Source organism: uncultured Veillonella sp., assembly GCF_934230905.1.
GTDB lineage: Bacteria > Bacillota > Negativicutes > Veillonellales > Veillonellaceae > Veillonella.
On the sequence record NZ_CAKQFJ010000002.1, the window covers coordinates 20761 to 39751 of the forward strand.

An 18991-nucleotide genomic window follows, 5' to 3' on the forward strand; every position below is an offset into this window, starting at 1 on the left:
AAAAGCCTTCTTTTCTGCTTATGTTAATTATGCAAAACACAAAATTAATAATAAAGTAACTGGTGCCGTAAACAGCAAACTATCAAAACGATCTAATACTCCACCATGCCCTGGTAATAAAGTACCTGAATCTTTAACATTACACAATCGTTTTAATTTTGATTCAAATAAATCACCTAAAGGTGCTAATACACCACAAATGATACCGACATAAGCACCTAAATAGATTGGTATATTGCTAATTATTGCATAAACAATACCAGTTACAACACAGCCAATAAAACCACCAATAAAGCCTTCTAACGTTTTATTAGGACTAATAGATGGTACAATTTTACGTTTACCAAAGGCACGGCCTGCAAAGTACGCAAAGGTATCACTTGCCCATGTTGAAAACAATAATAGCCATAGCATAACTACGCCCCAACTTTCACCAACAACAGGCATCGTTAATGAACTATATAGCCAGTCATGACGTATCAATAATAATGATCCTAGTCCCATTACTATATATAGCAGGCCAAACAAGCTATAGGAAACGCTACTCATAGAATATGTATGTTCACCAAATGTACACATTAGATAGTTAAAAATAATGGCAAATACAAAGCAAGCCATACTTACTGTATAACTGCCAAACCACAAAGAAATCATGATAGTGATAATTGAAAGGTATCCCCATAATACGGGTACACGAACATGTTTAGCCTTACTTAGTAATATAAATTCTCGCCATCCAATAAGTGCTAATAATGTAATGAGTATATCATATGTTAAACCACCTAGTGTAATAGCACCTAGTGCAATGATAAACCCAATAACTGCAGTGATAACACGTGTTTTAAGCATCGATTATTCCTCTTGCAAGCCACCAAAACGACGTTCTCGTTTTTGATAGGCTGCTATAGCTTCTAATAATGTTTCTTTTGTAAAATCTGGCCAATGTAAATCTGTAAACCAAAATTCAGCATACGCTAATTGCCATAAAAGAAAGTTACTAATACGGTAATCTTTACTAGGACGTATTAATAAATCTACATCACTAAACTCTTGCGTATACAAATGATTGCTAACATATTGTTCAGTGATATCTTGAACCGTAAGTTTGCCATCTAACACAGATTGTGCTAGATTTTGTACAGTCCGTACTATCTCATCACGCCCACCATAATTAATAGCTAATTGTAAGGTTAGGCCTGTATTATTCTTAGTTAATGCTTCAGAATCAGAAATAATCGTTTGTAATTCTTCTGAAAGTCCTTGAATATATCCAATAAAACGTATGCGAACATTATGTTCGTGCATAAACTGAACGTTTTTTTGTAAGTATTCTTTAATCAATGCCATTAAAAGAGAAACCTCTTGCTCAGGCCTTTTCCAATTTTCCGTTGAAAATCCATATACTGTTAAAGCTTTAACACCAATTTCATCAGCAGCAATAACAATTTCTTTTAATACATCAGCACCTGCTCGATGTCCCATTGACCGAGGCATGCCACGACGCTTAGCCCAACGTCCATTGCCATCCATGATAATAGCCACATGACGAGGTACATTGTGTTCATCTATATTAACAGTAGATGAGGTATGTCGTTTAAATAGTTTCCTCAGCATACATTACCCCCAGAGTATGTCCAAAATCACTAGCCACCATTGGTCTATACAGAATAATATGAAGCATATTATCAGATTCAGTGATTCTTGCGACATAATAGCCTTCAGAGGCTACATCAAAAAAGCGATTGTAATTATCGCCAATTATTACCTTAAAAGGAATATGGGCAGCCTGCAATTGAAACTTTGCAAGCTGCCAAGGCATTCCTATAAGACTGCTAGAACGAGTCATTATACTTCTAATACGTCCTTTTCTTTAACGGCTTTTAATTCATCTATTTGTTTAATCTTTTTATCCGTTAATTTTTGAATTTGATCTAAACCCTCTTTAGCATCATCTTCAGTTATAGTTTTAGCTTTTTCTTCTTTCTTCAATGCATCATTAGCATCACGACGAATATTGCGAACTGCTACTTTTGCATCTTCAGCTTTTTTATGAACCACTTTAACAATTTCTTTACGACGTTCTTCCGTTAATTGAGGAATTGTCAAACGAATAGCCGTACCATCATTACCTGGATTTAAGCCTAAGTCAGATTGTAAAATAGCTTTTTCAATAGCACCAATCATAGATTTATCCCATGGCGCAATTAAAATCATTCTAGGTTCTGGAACTGAAATATTAGCAACTTGATTAATAGGAGTTGGAGATCCATAATAGTCAACCATCACCTTATCAAGTAATGCAGTACTTGCACGACCAGTACGAATAGAAGCAAATTCATGTTTCAAAGACTCAATTGACTTATTCATACGGTCTTCTTGTTGTTGCATTAATTCTTTTAATTCCATAGTAATTATTCTCCACGAACTATAGTCCCTACTTCTTCACCTTTTGCAGCTTTTGTGATATTACCAGGAATATCCATGCTGAATACAATAATAGGGATATTATTATCTTTACATAACGTAGTGGATGTAGAATCCATTACTTTCAATTCTTTTGTAATTATGTCATTATATGTTAATTCATCAAATTTAACGGCATTAGGATTTGTTTTCGGATCAGAATCATATACACCATCAGCAAACTTTTTAGCCATTAAAATTGCATCAGCTTCTATCTCTGCAGCGCGCAATGCAGCTGTTGTATCAGTGGAAAAATAAGGTTTACCAAGACCAGCACCAAAGATAACAATGCGTTTCTTTTCTAAATGACGAATCGCACGACGACGAATATAAGGCTCTGCAATTTCTTGCATTTCAATAGCGGTTTGAACACGAGTATCAACACCAGCTTGTTCTAATGCATCTTGCAATGCTAAGGAGTTCATTACTGTTGCCAACATGCCCATATAATCAGCTGTAGCACGATCCATACCTTGATTACTACCAGCCAACCCTCTCCATAGGTTACCGCCACCAACAACAATAGCGATTTCTAAATCAGTGGTTTTTGCCAAAGCCGCAATTTCTTGTGCAAACTTTTCTACTACATCAGGATTAATACCAAAACCTTGATCTCCTGCCAACGCTTCACCACTCAACTTCAAAACAATACGTTTAAAGTGTCTTTTTGCCATTTGTATACTCCTCTATTGCAAAATAAGAGAACACGTTACGGTGTTCTCTTATTATGTATTAATTATTTACCAACAGATGCCATTACTTCTGCTACGAAGTCATCTTGGCGTTTTTCAATGCCTTCGCCTAAACCGTAGCGAACAAAACGACGTACGTTGATGTTTTCACCGATTTTTGCAATATTTTCATTAATGATATCAGTAACTGTTTTGTCACCATCTTTAATGAACGCTTGTTCTAATAGGCAATTTTCTTTATAGAATTTTTCAATACGGCCATTAACCATTTTTTCCAAAACAGCTTCAGGTTTTGGTTTACGACCTGCTTTAACGTCTTCTTCAGCTTCTGCTTTAGCTTGTTCCAACAATACTTGTTTTTCATGTTCGATTACTTCAGCAGGAACCTCTTCACGATTTAAGTATGTAGGATTAACAGCTGCGATTTGCATTGCAATATCGCGTGCCAAGTTTTGGAAATCATCAGTTTTAGCAACGAAGTCAGTTTCGCAGTTAACTTCAACTAAAACACCGATACGACCACCAGCATGAATGTAAGATTGTACTACGCCTTCAGCTGCAATACGACCAGCTTTTTTAGCTGCAGCAGCCAAACCTTTTTCACGAAGAAGGTCAACCGCTTTATCGATATTACCGTCAGTTTCAACCAATGCTTTTTTTGCATCCATCATACCTGCGCCAGTCATGTCGCGCAATTCTTTTACCATAGCAGCAGTAATTGCCATTATTTGTTCCTCCTAGTACTAATTAAGGTAAGGATATAGTCCTTACCCTAATTATATATGTTATAGATTTATCTTTCAAATGCTAATCAAAAATGATTAAACAGTCTAACAGAATTATTCTGCAGCTTCAGCACCGTCTTCTAAAGATTCGCCTTGACGACCTTCAAGAACAGCATCAGCCATTTTACCTGCTAACAATTTTACAGCGCGGATAGCGTCATCATTTGCTGGAATTGGGAATTCAACTTCATCTGGGTCACAGTTAGTGTCAACTGTTGCAACAACTGGAATACCCAATTTTTTAGCTTCTGCAATAGCGATTTTTTCTTTTTTAGGATCAACTACGAAAAGAGCGCCTGGCATTTTAGGCATATCTTTGATACCGCCAAGGTATTTTTCCAATTTTTCCATTTCATGACGAAGACCAATAACTTCTTTTTTAGGCAATACTTCGAAAGTACCATCTTCAGCCATAGCTTCCAATTGTTTTAAACGTTTAATACGAGTTTCAATTGTTTTGAAGTTAGTCAACATACCACCCAACCAACGTTCGTTAACAAAGAACATGTTAGCACGGATAGCTTCTTCTTTAATAGCTTCTTGAGCTTGTTTTTTAGTACCTACAAACAAGATTACTTCGCCTTGGGAAGCAACTTCACGTAAGAAATTATAAGCTTCTTCTACTTTTTTAACTGTTTTAGACAAGTCAATGATATAAATACCATTGCGTTCAGTGAAGATGAATTTCGCCATTTTAGGGTTCCATCTTCTAGTCTGATGACCAAAGTGTACACCAGCCTCTAATAATTGTTTCATTGATACTACTGCCATAGTGGCACCTCCTGTTAGTTAACCTCCGCCGCTTCATCCCTCGGGTCACCCAAAATTAGGCACAGTACCGAAGTCCACCGACGTGCATATTTTTCATACTTGATAATTTTAACAAAAAAATATTTTAAAAGCAAGTAAAGAGTCAGTAATTCTAAAAGAAATACTGACTCTTTGTATCCTAACATATATTTGAATAAAAAATTTATGATTCTATAACCTTATATGGATATATTTCTTATTATATATTAGTTATTACGTATTGACTCAATCATCTTCGCTCTATCAGAAGCACCAAACACTGCTGAACCAGCAACTAAAATAGTTGCACCTGCTTCTTTAATTGGAATACATGTAATATCGTTAATACCACCATCAACTTCTATTAAAGCATTAGTATTACCAACAGAATTTAATAAACATTTCGCTTGTTTTACTTTTTCTACAGACCGCGGAATAAAAGATTGTCCACCAAAGCCGGGATTAACAGACATAATTAAAATTATATCTAAATCTCCAGCTACATCTTCTAACATCGAAACAGGTGTTCCTGGGTTAAGCGCTACCCCTGCCTTCATCCCCGCTGATTTAATCTGTTGTATTAATCGATGCATATGAGGTACAGCTTCTTGATGAAATGTAAAATACTCTACACCAATTTTTGCATACTCATCAACATAATCAGCAGGATTAGTAACCATTAAGTGTACATCAAATGGCAATATTGTATATGGTCGAATAGCTTTTACAATAGGTGCACCAAATGTAAGATTCGGAACAAAATGTCCATCCATAACATCAATATGAAGATAATCAGCACCTGCAAGTTCAACACTTTTTATTTCATCACGCAATATTGAAAAATCTGCGGATAACATAGATGGAGCTATTTTAATCATTTTTAAAACCTCTTTCTTTGGTTCTGTATATCTTTACGAATGATGGTATACGCATCATATCGACTTTCATAAATTTTATGATTTAATAAAGCATTCTTAATTCCACAAATTGGTTCATGCTCGTGATAACAAGGATTAAATTTACAATCCACTAAATAATCAGAAAATTCAGGAAATAGTGTAGGTAATCGTTCTAATGTAATATCAGTGAATTCAATAGAACTAAATCCCGGTGTATCCATAATAAATGAATCAGTATTTAAGCTAAACAATGACGCATGACGTGTTGTATGCTTCCCCCGTTTAATCTTATCGCTAATTTCACCAGTTTGAAATGCAAATTTTTTATCCACTGCATTTAAGAGGCTACTTTTACCAACACCAGAAGGACCTGCAAAAGCAGTTACCTTATGTAGCAATAGATTACGTAAATTATCAATACCAATATGATTTGTAGCAGATGTAGTAATAACATGATACCCAATCGCTTTATATTTATCGATTAACGCATCTGTAGATACGTCACTAACATCATATTTATTTATACATAAAATCACCGGAATATCAGCATGTTCAATCATTACTAACATCTTATCAAGTAATAATTCATTAATATCTGGATTATGAGCAGCAACTACAAGGATAACTTGATCAATGTTAGCGACAGCTGGACGCACCATTGAGTTGTAACGAGGTAAGATAACTTCAACAAAGCCATCTTCTGAAAATTCAACTCGGTCACCAACAAGTAAACTATATTTTGATTTTTTTATACGTCCGCGCACCTTACATTCATGAATAGTTCCTAATTCATCTTGAATGTAAAAGTAACCATTCATATTTTTAATTACAATACCTGTACTCATACGTCCTCTACAACGCCGTATCTTGAACTAAAGCACCATTTAAATATACCTGTATTCTAACATTGCCAACACCGGATACATTTTTTACGATACGATCTCCTGGTTTATTGGTATTATCATAAATAACAGAAGAACCCTCATCATCTTTTACTACAATTTTTACTTCTTGATTTTTAGAACCCGATGGTACTGTTATATCTACAGTACCTTTAGTTCGATTTGATGAGCTTTGCTTAGAATCATCTTTTTGAGAAGACTCACCCTTTAATTCAGTGGATAAATCAAGGCTACTACCTTCAGAAACCTCTTCACCAGCTTTTATGCTTTGTTCTGTAACGATTGATTTATCATCTACTGAACCTGCTATCTGATTAACTCCAATATTATTAGAACTCAAAACTTGACGAGCATCTTTTAAGGACATACCAACGAGATTCGGCATTTTAACTTTTTTAGCTTGCGCTTTATTAACAACTAAATCAACCGTAGTACCTTTAGATACCTTAGAATCACCAGAAGGGCTTTGTGCAACAATAACATTATCAGGCTTACCTTCAACAGACCCTTGTGTAATTTTACCTACAACTAAGCCTAAATCTTTTAACCGTTGACGTGCTTGTTCTACAGTCAAACCAGAAAGATCAGGAACTGTAATATCACCAACACCTTTAGATACGACTAAATGTATAGTACGCTGTTCCTTAACTTTTTCCCCTGCTCCTGGACTTTGAGAAATTACTTGTCCTGCTGGAACATCAGTATTAGTTACCTCACTAGTAGAAACACGTAAATGTTTATCTTCCAAAATATTTTTTGCCACAGAAACTTGTTTACCTACGACATTTGGTACATCAACAGTTGTATTGCTCCAAAAATTACCATAACTCAAAAATGCACCTAAAAATGCAATCAAGAAAATAATGGCAGCACCAAGAACTATATATTTTTGTGGTATAGATGCAATCTTACTAAGCATAGATTTCTTTTTTCCCTCATTAGGCATAGAATCATCAATATCACTGAAATCATCTAATGTATCTGGATCTACTGCCGGAATCATTTGTGTTGCAAAATCATATGGTTCATGTCGTTGTGTTTTTCCCATTGTAAAGCCTTGAGATAAGCGTAAATCTCCCATCATTTCAGATATCGAATCAAATCGATCAGCAGGATTTTTAGCTAAAGCTTTCATTACAACAGCTTCTAACAATGGTGGAATAGAAGGATTATATCTTGTAGGTGGAATTACTTTTTCTCGTACATGCTTTAATGCTACTGCAATTGGTGTTTCCCCTTCGAAAGGAACCTTTCCAGTTAACATTTCATATAAAACGACACCTAGTGAATAAATATCTGTATTTCCATCTACTGGTTTTCCACTAGCTTGTTCTGGTGAAAGATAATGAGCAGACCCCATTATAGAGTTAGTGTACATTACGGTATTAGTAGTATTCATAGCACGAGCAATACCAAAATCAGTAACCTTCACACGACCTGTATTGGTAATAATTACATTATGAGGTTTAATATCACAATGAACAATTCCCATTGCATGGGCATGCTCTAAACCTTCACCAATAGCAATAGTAATCTTAACAGCTTCGTCTATAGATAATCGATTGTGACGAGTAATATATTCTTTAAGTGTTTCTCCGTCTACATACTCCATGATGATGTAATGCATACCTTGATCATAACCTACATCATACATATTAACAATATTAGGATGATTCAACTTACCTGCAGCTTGAGCTTCTCGTTTAAAGCGACTTACAAATTCATCGTCACTAGCAAAATTTGAATGTAAAATTTTTATAGCTACTGGACGCCCTAATAAAGTATCTTCACCTTTATAGACATCGGCCATTCCACCAACACCAATCTTGGTCAGGATACGATAGCGATTATCCAATAATGTATCTTTAATCTTCATAATATTTATAACTCTCCATATCTAGATTAGATAGTTCCTACTATAATGGTAACATTATCACCGGCACCAGCATCATATACATCAGTAATCAATGTATTTAATACCTCTGTATTATCATTAGTATCATGTAATACTTGTTGTATTCTTTCATCACTGATATACCCAGATAATCCATCTGTGCATAATAGAATTCTATCTCCGGATTTTACTGGTACTGTACCACTATCGACATGTAAATCTTCTTCAACACCGACAGCTCTAGTTAATAAATTACGTTGAGGATGTACAATCATCTCTTCTTTTGTAATTTCACCAGCATCTAATAACTGTTGAACCATAGAGTGATCCGTGGTGATCTGAGTCAATTTATCATTTCTATAAATATAGAGTCTACTATCACCGACACTAGCCCAAAGTAGATTATCGTCTACCTTAGCGACTACAACAGCAGTAGTTCCCATTCCACTAAGACGTTCCTCTCGAGCTACACGATTAACTATACGTGTATTCGCATGTAATATAGCATCGACTAAAGACGTTTCATTAATGGTAGAAGTAGATTGTAGATATTCTTTTATTTCATCAACAGCATAGGTACTAGCGATTTCTCCGCCTCTATAACCACCCATGCCATCCGTAACAGCACAAATATTATCACTAATAAAAAAGCGATCTTCGTTCTGCTTTCTGACTAATCCAATTTTACTTAAACCTACGATATTATTCATGAATCTCCTCTTTCCGACCGTGGGCAACTTTTAATTGTCCACATGCGGCTTGGATAGCATCGCCCATTTCTTTACGAATTGTAACAGAAACACCATAAGAAGCGACAATATCCTTAAATATGTTCATATGTTTACTAGAAGGTTTATACAAATTAATATGTTCATTACCATTTACAGGAATCAGATTGACATGACAATTAGGAAATACCTTACCTATTTTTCCTAACTCATGAGCTTCCTCTAATGATACATTAATTGAATCTATTAAAATATATTCAAACGTTATACGTCTCTGTGTTTTCTCATAATAATATTTTACAGCATCTAAAACCTCGTCTAATTTATAATGAGATCCAACAGGCATAATCTTACGACGTGTTTCATCTGTCGTGGCATGTAAAGATAACGCTAATGTAATCGGAAGGTCTTCATCTGCCAATTTATAAATATTAGGAACCCAACCACAAGTAGAAATAGTCATTTTTCTATAACTAATATCGAATATCAAAGGGTCGTGAATACATTTTAACGCTTGTAATACATTATCAAAGTTTTGTAATGGTTCACCAGCACCCATCACTACTAAAGAATGAATATCTTCCTGTTTTAAAGCACTAAAGAGAACAACTTGCCCCACAATTTCAGAAACTGATAAATCTCTGAATAATCCGCCCTGTGTAGATGCACAAAAAACACAGCCCATAGCACATCCAACTTGAGAAGAAACACATACAGAATTACCATAATGTTGTTCCATTAAAACGGCTTCAATCCTACTATGATCCGCAAGTTCTAATAATAATTTTCGTGTTTTTCCATCTGGTGATACAGATTGAGTTACCACTTTAGGAATCGATATTATGCAATTAGTATCCAACCAATCTCTTAAGGTCTTAGGGAATTGTGTCATATCCTGAAAAACAAAAATATGACGATGATATATGTAATCAATTAATTGTTTTGCACGAAATTTTTGAATTTTATATTCCTCAAATAACGCTTGTAATTCAACTAACGATTTACCCAACAATTCAATCATGAGTTCTCCCATTCAAAGCTAATAACTTAGTTAAGAAATACGTTGCATTTTAACCATAAAGAACCCATCCATATCATCTGTTGGTGGATATGTTGTAATCATACCACTATTTGACTTAAGTGGGAAATCTTTCTCCACAGGAATAATAGAAAACTCTTTATGTTTCTGCAAAAATAACTCTACTACCTCTTCGTTTTCTTTATAATTTAACGTACATGTAGAATATATTAAATAGCCTTTTTCCTTAACAGTCATAGCAGCACGTTCTAAAATTGATAACTGTAACGATGGTAATTCTAAAAGTATTGATTCCTGTTTGCGCCAACGCATATCCAGTTTTTTTTGAAGTATTCCTAACCCAGAGCAAGGTGCATCTACGAGCACTCGATCAAAATACGAATTCCATGAATCTGGTAATTTTGTGGCATCCTGCACTTTTGTATGCATAATAGAAACACCTAATCGTTCAGCATTTGAATTCATAAGTTCAATCTTATGTTCATGTATATCACAACTCATTAATGAACCTACATTATTCATTAATGCAGCCATGTACATGGATTTACCACCTGGTGCAGCACAGCAATCTAATATACATTCACCAGGTTGAGGATTTACGAGACGTGCTACCAACATAGATGCCTTATCCATGAATGTAATATAACCATTCATAACGGCCTCTGATTTTTCTAGACTACCACGATGGCTATTAATATAAATAATATCCTCATAATTACTGTCCTGTGTGACATCCCATCCTTGTTTACTTAATAAAGTTAAGCACTGTGGAATATCAATAAGAATCGTGTTTATACGCGCTGTCAATTTAGGCTGTTCATTAAACCATGCACATAAATCTTCTGTTTTATCACGACCAAACTCACTTATCCATAAATTAATAAGCCAAAGAGGAATATTGTAAATAAAAGAAATGGCCTCTATATCATTATCTGCTAAATCTTCAATACCAATATTATCTTGTTCTCGTATAACAGATCTTAATATAGCATTTACGAAACCAGATAAACCTCGTGTTAATTTCTTCGCTAATTTAACTGATTCATTAACTGCTGCACTTTCCGGTACCTTATCCATATATACAATCTGATAAATACCTAGACGTAAAATCTCTACGACCATAGAGGACAGTTTCTTAATAGGGCGTTTTGCAAAGTGTACAATTATTGCATCTAAATAATTACGTCTACGTACCACACCATATACAAGCTCGGTAAAAAAACGTCGATCTAAATCAGAAAGATTATGTTTCGAAATATACTCCTGCAAAGTTATATTAGCATAAGCACCTTTACGATTAACATCAGATAATGCCTTTACTGCCAATAATCGTATATTTTGTTTTTGTCCATTTTTAGCAATTTCGTTCATAGCTATCCTTATCAATCAGTAACTCTACAGCATCTCGCACCTTGTTAATATTAACAGTTGTATTACAACAAGGTCCATTAGGACGTTCATTTAATACGCCAATAACAGGAATAGGAAATACATCAGCCATACCACTAGCAAGATCACGTTCACAAGCTATAGCAATAATAGCTTTAGGTTTTGCCTCCTTAACCTTCATACGCGCTAATGTACCACCAGTGACAACAATAAATTGGCAACCATATTCCTTTGCAATTTTCAATAATCCTCCTACCTGACAAAGACCACATTGCTTGCAGTTGTATACATCATGTGTCACCTTATGAATACAGGTATTTTCCTGTAAACAATGAGGTGTTAACAATAGAATTCGTTCTGGAGGCACCTTGTATAAATTCATAACCACTAAATGATTAATTAAATCAATCATAGACTGACGTAATTCATCTTTTTGTATTCTTATGAAAGTCTTCCCTATTCCTAATGATAAAGGGAACAGTAAATAAATAAATCGATTAGCAATTCGTAAAACTATAGGATGTATATATCTAACACCTAAAGAGGCAATAGCTAGAACAATCCAAAGTAACCAAATACCCAGGATTAAGACTCCACCTATACTTTCACTAACAAGCGCTAAACTATATGATATTCGTTCTAATCCCGGCCATACTATATACATTGAAAAGCCAATGATTATTGAAAGGACTAAACAGGATAAGGCAGATAATTTTAAATATAAAGGATATGTTTTGTAAGATACATTACACTTCGTCAAATGCAATACCACCTTTGATTTGGTGACCATTAATAAAATCTTGGGCACTAATGCGTTTTTTATTTTCTGGTTGAACCTCTGTAAGAAGAATAAAACCTTGTTCACCAGTAGATACTACAAGTCCTTTTGCTGTGTGTACAATAGTTCCAGCCGGTGCAAGTTCTACAGTAACCTCATGATTATTTATTACAACTGTAACTATCTTATTGTTTACAGATTTAATGTCAATCATTTGAGCAGACCAAATCTTTAACCGTTTTCCCTGTAAAAAGGAATAACAACCAGGTGCTGGATTTAGACCACGAATTAAATTGACAATTTTATATGCCGGTTGATGCCAATCAATGAGTCCCATTTCTTTTGTAATTTTAGAAGTTTGGCTTGCTAAATTATCATCTTGAGGTATTGCCTTAATGTCACCTTTCACCCATTTATCTAATACTGGAGAAATAGTGCGTGCCCCTAATTCAGCAATACGTTCAAATAACGTACCTGTCGTTTCATGTGGAAGTATATCAATTTCTGCAATATCGATAATATCTCCTGTATCTAGACCATCATCCATATGCATAATAGTAACACCTGTTTTAGTATCACCATTTAAAATAGCATAATGGATAGGTGCTGCTCCTCTATATTTTGGCAATATAGATGCATGAATGTTAATACACCCATATTTAGGCAACCGAATAAGCCATGGTGGTAAAATTTTACCATATGCAATTACGACAATAACATCTGGTGCAAGATTAGTTAGTTCCTCTTGAACTGTATCATCACGCAATGTTACGGGTTGGTATACTGGCAAATCCAAAGCTAATGCGGCCTTTTTAACAGGCGGCATTTGAATCTGCTTACCACGCCCTTTTTGTTTATCAGGTTGACAATATACACCAACTATAGAATGACCCGCCTCAACTAATGCGCGTAATGTAGGAACAGAAAAATCTGGTGTGCCCATAAAGACAATACGTAATGGATTATTGTTAGACAATTTCCTTTTCCTCCGGATGATCTGAAATACGGCGTAAATTTGAAGCTTTTTCAATAAATAAATGACCTTCTAAATGATCAATTTCATGTTGAAAAATTCTTGCCAAAAAACCTTCAGCTTTAATCATAACTTTTTTATTATGAGGGTCAATACCTTTTACAGTAACCTTTTCAAATCGTTCTACATCCCCAAAATAACCTGGAACACTTAAACATCCTTCTAGACCTATTTGGGATCCTTCACCATGAATGATTTCTGGATTGATAAGAGCTATTAAGCCGCTACCAGCATGATCATCTACTACTATGATACGTTTTGAAACATTAACCTGCGGTGCTGCCAATCCAACGCCTTCCGTTTTATACATCGTATCGGCCATATCGTCTATAAACGCACGCATTTTTTTATTTACATGTTCTACGGGTTCTGCAACTTCTTTTAATACTGGATGACCAGCTTTTACTACTTCAAGTACTGCCATATACTCCTCTTATTAAATAGGGTCTACATCGATGAGTAGCCCTTCTTGTGTAAAAATCCAAGAATTATATATATAATCTTTTACAGCCTCTAAATTTTTTCCACGAATCATAATCGATAAACGATACATATCGCGAATCTTTTTTATGCCTGCTTCATAAGGACCATTAATATCAATCGATTGTGATTTAAAATTTGTTTCCAAGTCATCCACAATTTTTTGAGCTATCGATTCAGCCGTCTCTTCCTTCGCATGTCTTATAACCATATAAATCATTTCACGAAATGGTGGATAACCTAAGTCCTTACGATTTTCTATTTCTTCATTGTAAAAGCCAAAATAATCATGAGCCTTACTCTTTATTATAGCATAATTTAAAGGATTATATGTTTGTATAACAACACTGCCAACTTTATCACCACGACCCGCTCGGCCTGATGTTTGCGTTAATAGGTCAAATGCTCGCTCAGATGCTGAATAAACAGGTATATTTAAGACAGAATCAGCCGTCAATATACCTACAGCTGTTACATCCTTAAAATCATGTCCTTTTGAAACCATTTGAGTTCCCAATAAAATATCATATTTATGCTGACCAAAATCCTGAAGAATTTCTTCGCCCATATCTTTATGCTTAGTTACATCTTGATCTAAACGCGCAATACGAGCGCCTTTAAAATGTCGGCGCAATTCCTCTTCAACTTTTTGTGTGCCAGAGCCAAAGAATTTAATTTTTTTACTATGACACTTTGGGCATACAGAAGGAATGGGTTCGTGATGCTCACAATAATGACACCGCAACTCTTCACCAGCTTGATGGTACACCATGGCAACCTCACAATGAGGACACATAATCGTTTCACCACAATCACGACACATGACAAAAGTGCTGTAGCCACGACGATTTAACAGAATAATCATTTGATTGCCATCTGCTAATGTACGCTCAATAAGATGTGTCATAGCATCAGAGAACACCGAATAGTTACCACGAATCATTTCTTCTTTCATATCTACAATTTGCACATGTGGCATAGGTTGATCAAAAATACGGATTGGCAACTCTAATAACTTATATTGACCTTGTAAAGCCTTGTAATACGACGTTATAGAAGGTGTAGCAGATCCTAAAATAACAGGACAATCATGAGCTATTCCACGCCACAACGCTACATTTTTAGCATTATATCGAATCATATCTTCCTGTTTATAAGAAGTATCATGTTCTTCATCTAAGACAATAAGTCCAATATCTTCAGCAGGTGCAAAAACAGCAGAACGAGCACCAATAATGATATGACTATCTTTTCTTCGTATCCGTTCCCAATTATTGTTTCGTTCACTAATAGTTAATTTACTATGGAATACAACAACTTCATCACCAAATGTAGACACAAAACGACGAACAATCTGATCTGTTAATATAATTTCGGGGACAAGAATAATGGCAGTTTTACCTTTTCCTATACAACGGGCAGCTGCTTTTAGATAAATTTGCGTTTTACCACTACCAGTTACACCATGTAAAAGGAATGTTTCATATGTTTCTAAATCTATCGTTTGTTTAATCGGTGCATATACAGTATGTTGTGCCTCAGTCAACGGAATCGTTTCTTCTCCGCTCAATAATTCGGTAAAAGAAGTTTTTGTATCCTTAAATCGTTCTTCAATATGTATGCCATCTTCTTCACTGATCTGTTTAATGACCATATAAGAATAGCCTTTAGCTCTTAATAATGATTTAGGAGCCCCGCCTACCTCAATGAGATAATTAGCCAACTCACGTTGTTTTCGTTTTTTAGGACTCAATTGATCAATAGTAAACTCAGAAGTTACAACAAGCCATTCTTCTTTTGGTGCATCATATGATTTTAATGTTTTATGGACAGTAAACAAACGTAATGCATCTCCAAAAGAACACAAAAAATAACGACTAATTTTCTGTGCCGTATTCATCATTTCCTGAGTAAACCAAGGATCACTATCAAGAATATCTATAATAGAACGCAAGGTAAATCCAGGTTTTTCTAATAGATCTTCATAGCCAATAAGGATGCCCTCTTCACGACTACCGCCTAAAGGAACTAATACACGAGTTCCTGCTTTTACCTCACCAAATTTCTCTGGTAACAAATAGCTTAATGGTTTATATAATTGTTTAGCAGGTCTATTAATAATAATACTTGCTACGCGCATTAGTTCACCTCCTTTAATCTAATTATTATATCATATACTAAAGGAGATAAAAAAAGACTTAGTAGACAAGTCTACTAAGTCTTTACTATTATAAGCCAGCTTCGTGACGTAAAACATCAGCTTTATCAGTACGTTCCCATGGAAGATCAACATCAGTTCTACCAAAGTGACCATACGCAGCCGTCTTACGATAATGAGGTTTTAACAAATCAAGCATTTCAATGATACCTGCTGGACGCAAGTCGAAATGTTTACTTACTAATTCTTGTATTTTTTCTTCTGCAATCTTAGCAGTACCAAATGTATCAACTAAAATAGATACAGGTTTTGCAACACCAATCGCATAAGCTACTTGAACTTCACATTTATCAGCAAGGCCTGCAGCAACAACATTTTTAGCTACATAACGCGCTGCATATGCTGCGGAACGGTCTACTTTAGAAGGATCTTTACCGGAGAAAGCACCGCCACCATGACGTGCCATACCACCATATGTATCAACAATAATTTTACGTCCTGTTAAGCCTGCATCACCATGAGGACCGCCGATAACAAAGCGACCTGTTGGATTGATAAAGATTTTTGTCTTTTCATCAATAAAATCTGCAGGAAGTGCTGCATCAATAACATAGCGCTTCAAATCATTCTTAATTTGTTCTTGTGTAACTTCTGGGCTATGTTGTGTAGAAATAACGATTGTATCAATACGTTTAGGTTGACTATCAACATATTCTACAGTAACTTGTGTTTTACCATCAGGACGAAGATATGCTAATGTACCATTTTTACGAACTTCTGCCAAACGACGAGATAAACGATGAGCTAAAGAAATTGGCATAGGCATATATTCAGGCGTTTCATTAGTTGCATAACCAAACATCATGCCTTGGTCGCCAGCACCAATTTTATCATTGATTTCGCTATTGCCATCTTTAGATTCTAATGCTTCATCTACACCCATAGCGATATCAGCAGATTGTTCATCAATAGATACTAAAACGCCACAAGTATCACAATCAAAACCATACTTTGCACGAGTATAACCAATTTCACGAATTGTATCACGTACTACCCGTGGAATATCAACATATGTATTAGTAGAGATTTCCCCTACTACATGGACTAAACCTGTAGTCACAAGTGTTTCACAAGCTACACGAGCATTTGGATCTTTTTCAATAATCGCATCCAAAACAGCATCAGAAATTTGATCAGCTATTTTATCTGGATGGCCTTCCGTAACGGATTCAGAAGTAAAAAACATATGTTTTTCAGCCATTTTTGCCTCCTATAATAAAAAAATCCCTCATGGTCTCTCATGAGGGAGACCCATCTATCAGTCTTAGACTGTTGGAATTAGCACCTTCTTTTAAAAAGGGTTGCTGTAGCTTCAACGGGCCTTTCCCTCCACTACTCTTGATGAGTTAATTTACGTTTTAATTGTAAACCATTTTAAAATAAAAATCAAGCTATATAATTTTCAAAAAACATTGTACTATCTCAATAATTATATCGATGGTAATAAATCAATCACCTCTTCAATAATAAATTTAGCCAACTCTGATTTTTGCATATTTGGCATTATCTTGGGCTCTTTATTAGGAAATAAAAAATAACCTTCATTCGTGTCTACATTAAACCCAGCATTTGATTTACTTACATCATTGGCTACTAACATATCAAGGTTTTTGCGACGTACTTTATCCATACCGTAATCGACAACATGTTCTGTTTCTGCCGCAAAACCAATTAGTAATTGATGGGTTTTATGCTCTCCTAGCCCTTTAAGTATATCTGGATTCTTTACTAGCTCTAAAGTCATAGATTCCATTTTTTTGATTTTTTGTAGAGCTTTATTAGCCACCCTAAAATCTGAAACAGCAGCAGCCATAATCACCACATCGGTTGATTCAAAAAAGGAATTAACAGCTTCCTGCATAGATTTTGCAGAATCTACAGATACATATTCAACACCTTTAGGAATCTCTAGGGATGTAGGGGCACTCACTAGAATCACGCGAGCCTTTTCCCTAACTGCTGCTGCAGCAATAGCATATCCCATCTTTCCACTAGATCGATTACCTATATATCTAACAGGGTCGATATTTTCTTGTGTTCCACCAGCGGTAACAAGAACAGTCTTACCAACTAATTTACCAGTGCCATCGAGAGAATGTAATTCTTCTGTCAACCAATTAACAATGTCTTCTGGTGATGGCAGTCTACCCACACCTGTTACACCACAAGCTAGCCAACCAGCATCGGGTTGCATAATATGATACCCCAATGATGATAAATCCTTTAAATTTTTCTGTACAATAGGATTATTAAACATCTCTGTATTCATGGCAGGGCATAAAAATTTAGGTGCTGGCGTTGCCATAACTGTAGTTGTAAGCATGTCATCGGCAATGCCTGCACGAATTTTACCAATTATATTAGCTGTAGCTGGTACCACAATATAAGCATCTGCCCAAGTCGCGAGAGCAATATGTTCTACATTCCAATCGTGAATTTCCTCCCACATATCAACAGCTACAGGATACCCACTAATTTCACCAAATGTCATAGGTGTCGCAATATGGGTGGCATTCTTAGTCATCACAACTTTAACTTCTGCGCCAGCCTTTCGTAAACGACTCACCACTTCAATAGCTTTATATGCAGCAATACCTGCCGATACACCTACGATAATATGTTTGCCTTTCATAATTCTCCTTTTAAAAATTCCTTGTACAGCAGTACAAGGAATTCTGAGTAAAATTATTTAATACCTTCTTTAGTGCGTTTATAGGTTACTTCGCCTTCAGCAATTTCATAAAATGCCAAAGATACAGGTTTATCCGTATTATGAATATCCGTAGCAAGACATTCTTCACCATCAGTCAATTCGCGAGCACGCTTAGCTGCTAATGTCACCAATGTATATTTGCTATCCACACGTTTTTCCAATGTTTTCAATGGAGGTTTTACCATCATA

The 18991-nt window shown here is 35.4% G+C and carries 20 protein-coding genes and 1 riboswitch; all 20 genes read right to left on the reverse strand.

Annotated features, from left to right (window positions below):
* Positions 1-27: 27 nt before the first annotated feature.
* Complete coding sequence (locus tag Q0E20_RS00555; protein WP_295994743.1) at positions 28-849, reverse strand: phosphatidate cytidylyltransferase; 822 nt, start codon at positions 847-849, stop codon at positions 28-30.
* 3 nt (positions 850-852) lie between these two features.
* A complete protein-coding gene (locus Q0E20_RS00560) occupies positions 853-1614 on the reverse strand; it encodes an isoprenyl transferase (protein WP_295994746.1) in 762 nt (253 codons plus the stop codon).
* Entirely contained in the window at positions 1595-1846 is a 252-nt protein-coding gene (locus Q0E20_RS00565) for a hypothetical protein (protein ID WP_296032679.1), read from the reverse strand. Before Q0E20_RS00565 ends, Q0E20_RS00560 begins: the two co-directional genes overlap by 20 nt.
* Positions 1846-2406, reverse strand: coding sequence for a ribosome recycling factor (gene frr, locus Q0E20_RS00570; protein ID WP_295994752.1), 561 nt, complete (start codon positions 2404-2406; stop codon positions 1846-1848). The genes Q0E20_RS00565 and frr overlap by 1 nt, the downstream gene beginning before the upstream one ends.
* 5 nt (positions 2407-2411) lie before the next feature.
* Positions 2412-3137 (reverse strand): UMP kinase, encoded by a 726-nt coding sequence (gene pyrH, locus Q0E20_RS00575; RefSeq protein WP_295994754.1) that lies wholly within the window; start codon positions 3135-3137, stop codon positions 2412-2414.
* A 62-nt stretch (positions 3138-3199) separates the two neighbouring features.
* Positions 3200-3880, reverse strand: a complete 681-nt coding sequence (gene tsf / locus Q0E20_RS00580; RefSeq protein ID WP_270524306.1) for a translation elongation factor Ts — start codon at positions 3878-3880, stop codon at positions 3200-3202.
* A 114-nt stretch (positions 3881-3994) separates the two neighbouring features.
* The gene (gene rpsB / locus Q0E20_RS00585) at positions 3995-4711 is read right to left on the reverse strand and encodes a 30S ribosomal protein S2 (RefSeq protein ID WP_295994757.1); all 717 of its coding nucleotides are present in this window, start codon (positions 4709-4711) and stop codon (positions 3995-3997) included.
* A 245-nt stretch (positions 4712-4956) separates the two neighbouring features.
* Positions 4957-5607 (reverse strand): ribulose-phosphate 3-epimerase, encoded by a 651-nt coding sequence (rpe, locus tag Q0E20_RS00590; RefSeq protein ID WP_295994760.1) that lies wholly within the window; start codon positions 5605-5607, stop codon positions 4957-4959.
* A gap of 2 nt (positions 5608-5609) precedes the next feature.
* Positions 5610-6473, reverse strand: coding sequence for a ribosome small subunit-dependent GTPase A (gene rsgA, locus Q0E20_RS00595; protein ID WP_295994765.1), 864 nt, complete (start codon positions 6471-6473; stop codon positions 5610-5612).
* 7 nt (positions 6474-6480) lie between these two features.
* The gene (gene pknB, locus Q0E20_RS00600) at positions 6481-8406 is read right to left on the reverse strand and encodes a Stk1 family PASTA domain-containing Ser/Thr kinase (RefSeq protein WP_295994770.1); all 1926 of its coding nucleotides are present in this window, start codon (positions 8404-8406) and stop codon (positions 6481-6483) included.
* A 26-nt stretch (positions 8407-8432) separates the two neighbouring features.
* On the reverse strand, positions 8433-9134 hold the full coding sequence (locus Q0E20_RS00605) for a Stp1/IreP family PP2C-type Ser/Thr phosphatase (RefSeq protein WP_295994773.1): 702 nt from the start codon (positions 9132-9134) through the stop codon (positions 8433-8435).
* Complete coding sequence (gene rlmN / locus Q0E20_RS00610) at positions 9127-10173, reverse strand: 23S rRNA (adenine(2503)-C(2))-methyltransferase RlmN (RefSeq protein WP_295994776.1); 1047 nt, start codon at positions 10171-10173, stop codon at positions 9127-9129. The genes Q0E20_RS00605 and rlmN overlap by 8 nt, the downstream gene beginning before the upstream one ends.
* 30 nt (positions 10174-10203) lie before the next feature.
* The gene (gene rsmB, locus Q0E20_RS00615; RefSeq protein WP_295994779.1) at positions 10204-11562 is read right to left on the reverse strand and encodes a 16S rRNA (cytosine(967)-C(5))-methyltransferase RsmB; all 1359 of its coding nucleotides are present in this window, start codon (positions 11560-11562) and stop codon (positions 10204-10206) included.
* Positions 11546-12370 (reverse strand): DUF116 domain-containing protein, encoded by an 825-nt coding sequence (locus Q0E20_RS00620; protein WP_366509605.1) that lies wholly within the window; start codon positions 12368-12370, stop codon positions 11546-11548. The genes rsmB and Q0E20_RS00620 overlap by 17 nt, the downstream gene beginning before the upstream one ends.
* The gene (gene fmt, locus Q0E20_RS00625; protein WP_295994786.1) at positions 12327-13334 is read right to left on the reverse strand and encodes a methionyl-tRNA formyltransferase; all 1008 of its coding nucleotides are present in this window, start codon (positions 13332-13334) and stop codon (positions 12327-12329) included. The genes Q0E20_RS00620 and fmt overlap by 44 nt, the downstream gene beginning before the upstream one ends.
* Positions 13327-13815 (reverse strand): peptide deformylase, encoded by a 489-nt coding sequence (gene def, locus Q0E20_RS00630; protein ID WP_295994790.1) that lies wholly within the window; start codon positions 13813-13815, stop codon positions 13327-13329. The genes fmt and def overlap by 8 nt, the downstream gene beginning before the upstream one ends.
* 12 nt (positions 13816-13827) lie before the next feature.
* Entirely contained in the window at positions 13828-16011 is a 2184-nt protein-coding gene (gene priA, locus Q0E20_RS00635) for a primosomal protein N' (RefSeq protein ID WP_295994793.1), read from the reverse strand.
* Positions 16012-16099: 88 nt separating this feature from the next.
* Positions 16100-17290 carry a methionine adenosyltransferase gene (gene metK, locus Q0E20_RS00640; protein ID WP_295994796.1) on the reverse strand — a complete coding sequence of 397 codons (1191 nt, stop codon included), beginning with the start codon at positions 17288-17290 and terminating at the stop codon, positions 16100-16102.
* A gap of 47 nt (positions 17291-17337) precedes the next feature.
* A riboswitch (SAM riboswitch) is annotated at positions 17338-17437 on the reverse strand.
* Between the two features lie 81 nt (positions 17438-17518).
* Complete coding sequence (gene coaBC, locus Q0E20_RS00645; protein WP_295994799.1) at positions 17519-18721, reverse strand: bifunctional phosphopantothenoylcysteine decarboxylase/phosphopantothenate--cysteine ligase CoaBC; 1203 nt, start codon at positions 18719-18721, stop codon at positions 17519-17521.
* Between the two features lie 53 nt (positions 18722-18774).
* Positions 18775-18990: a DNA-directed RNA polymerase subunit omega gene (gene rpoZ / locus Q0E20_RS00650; RefSeq protein WP_295994802.1), complete on the reverse strand. Its 216-nt coding sequence runs from the start codon at positions 18988-18990 to the stop codon at positions 18775-18777.
* Position 18991: the final 1 nt, after the last annotated feature.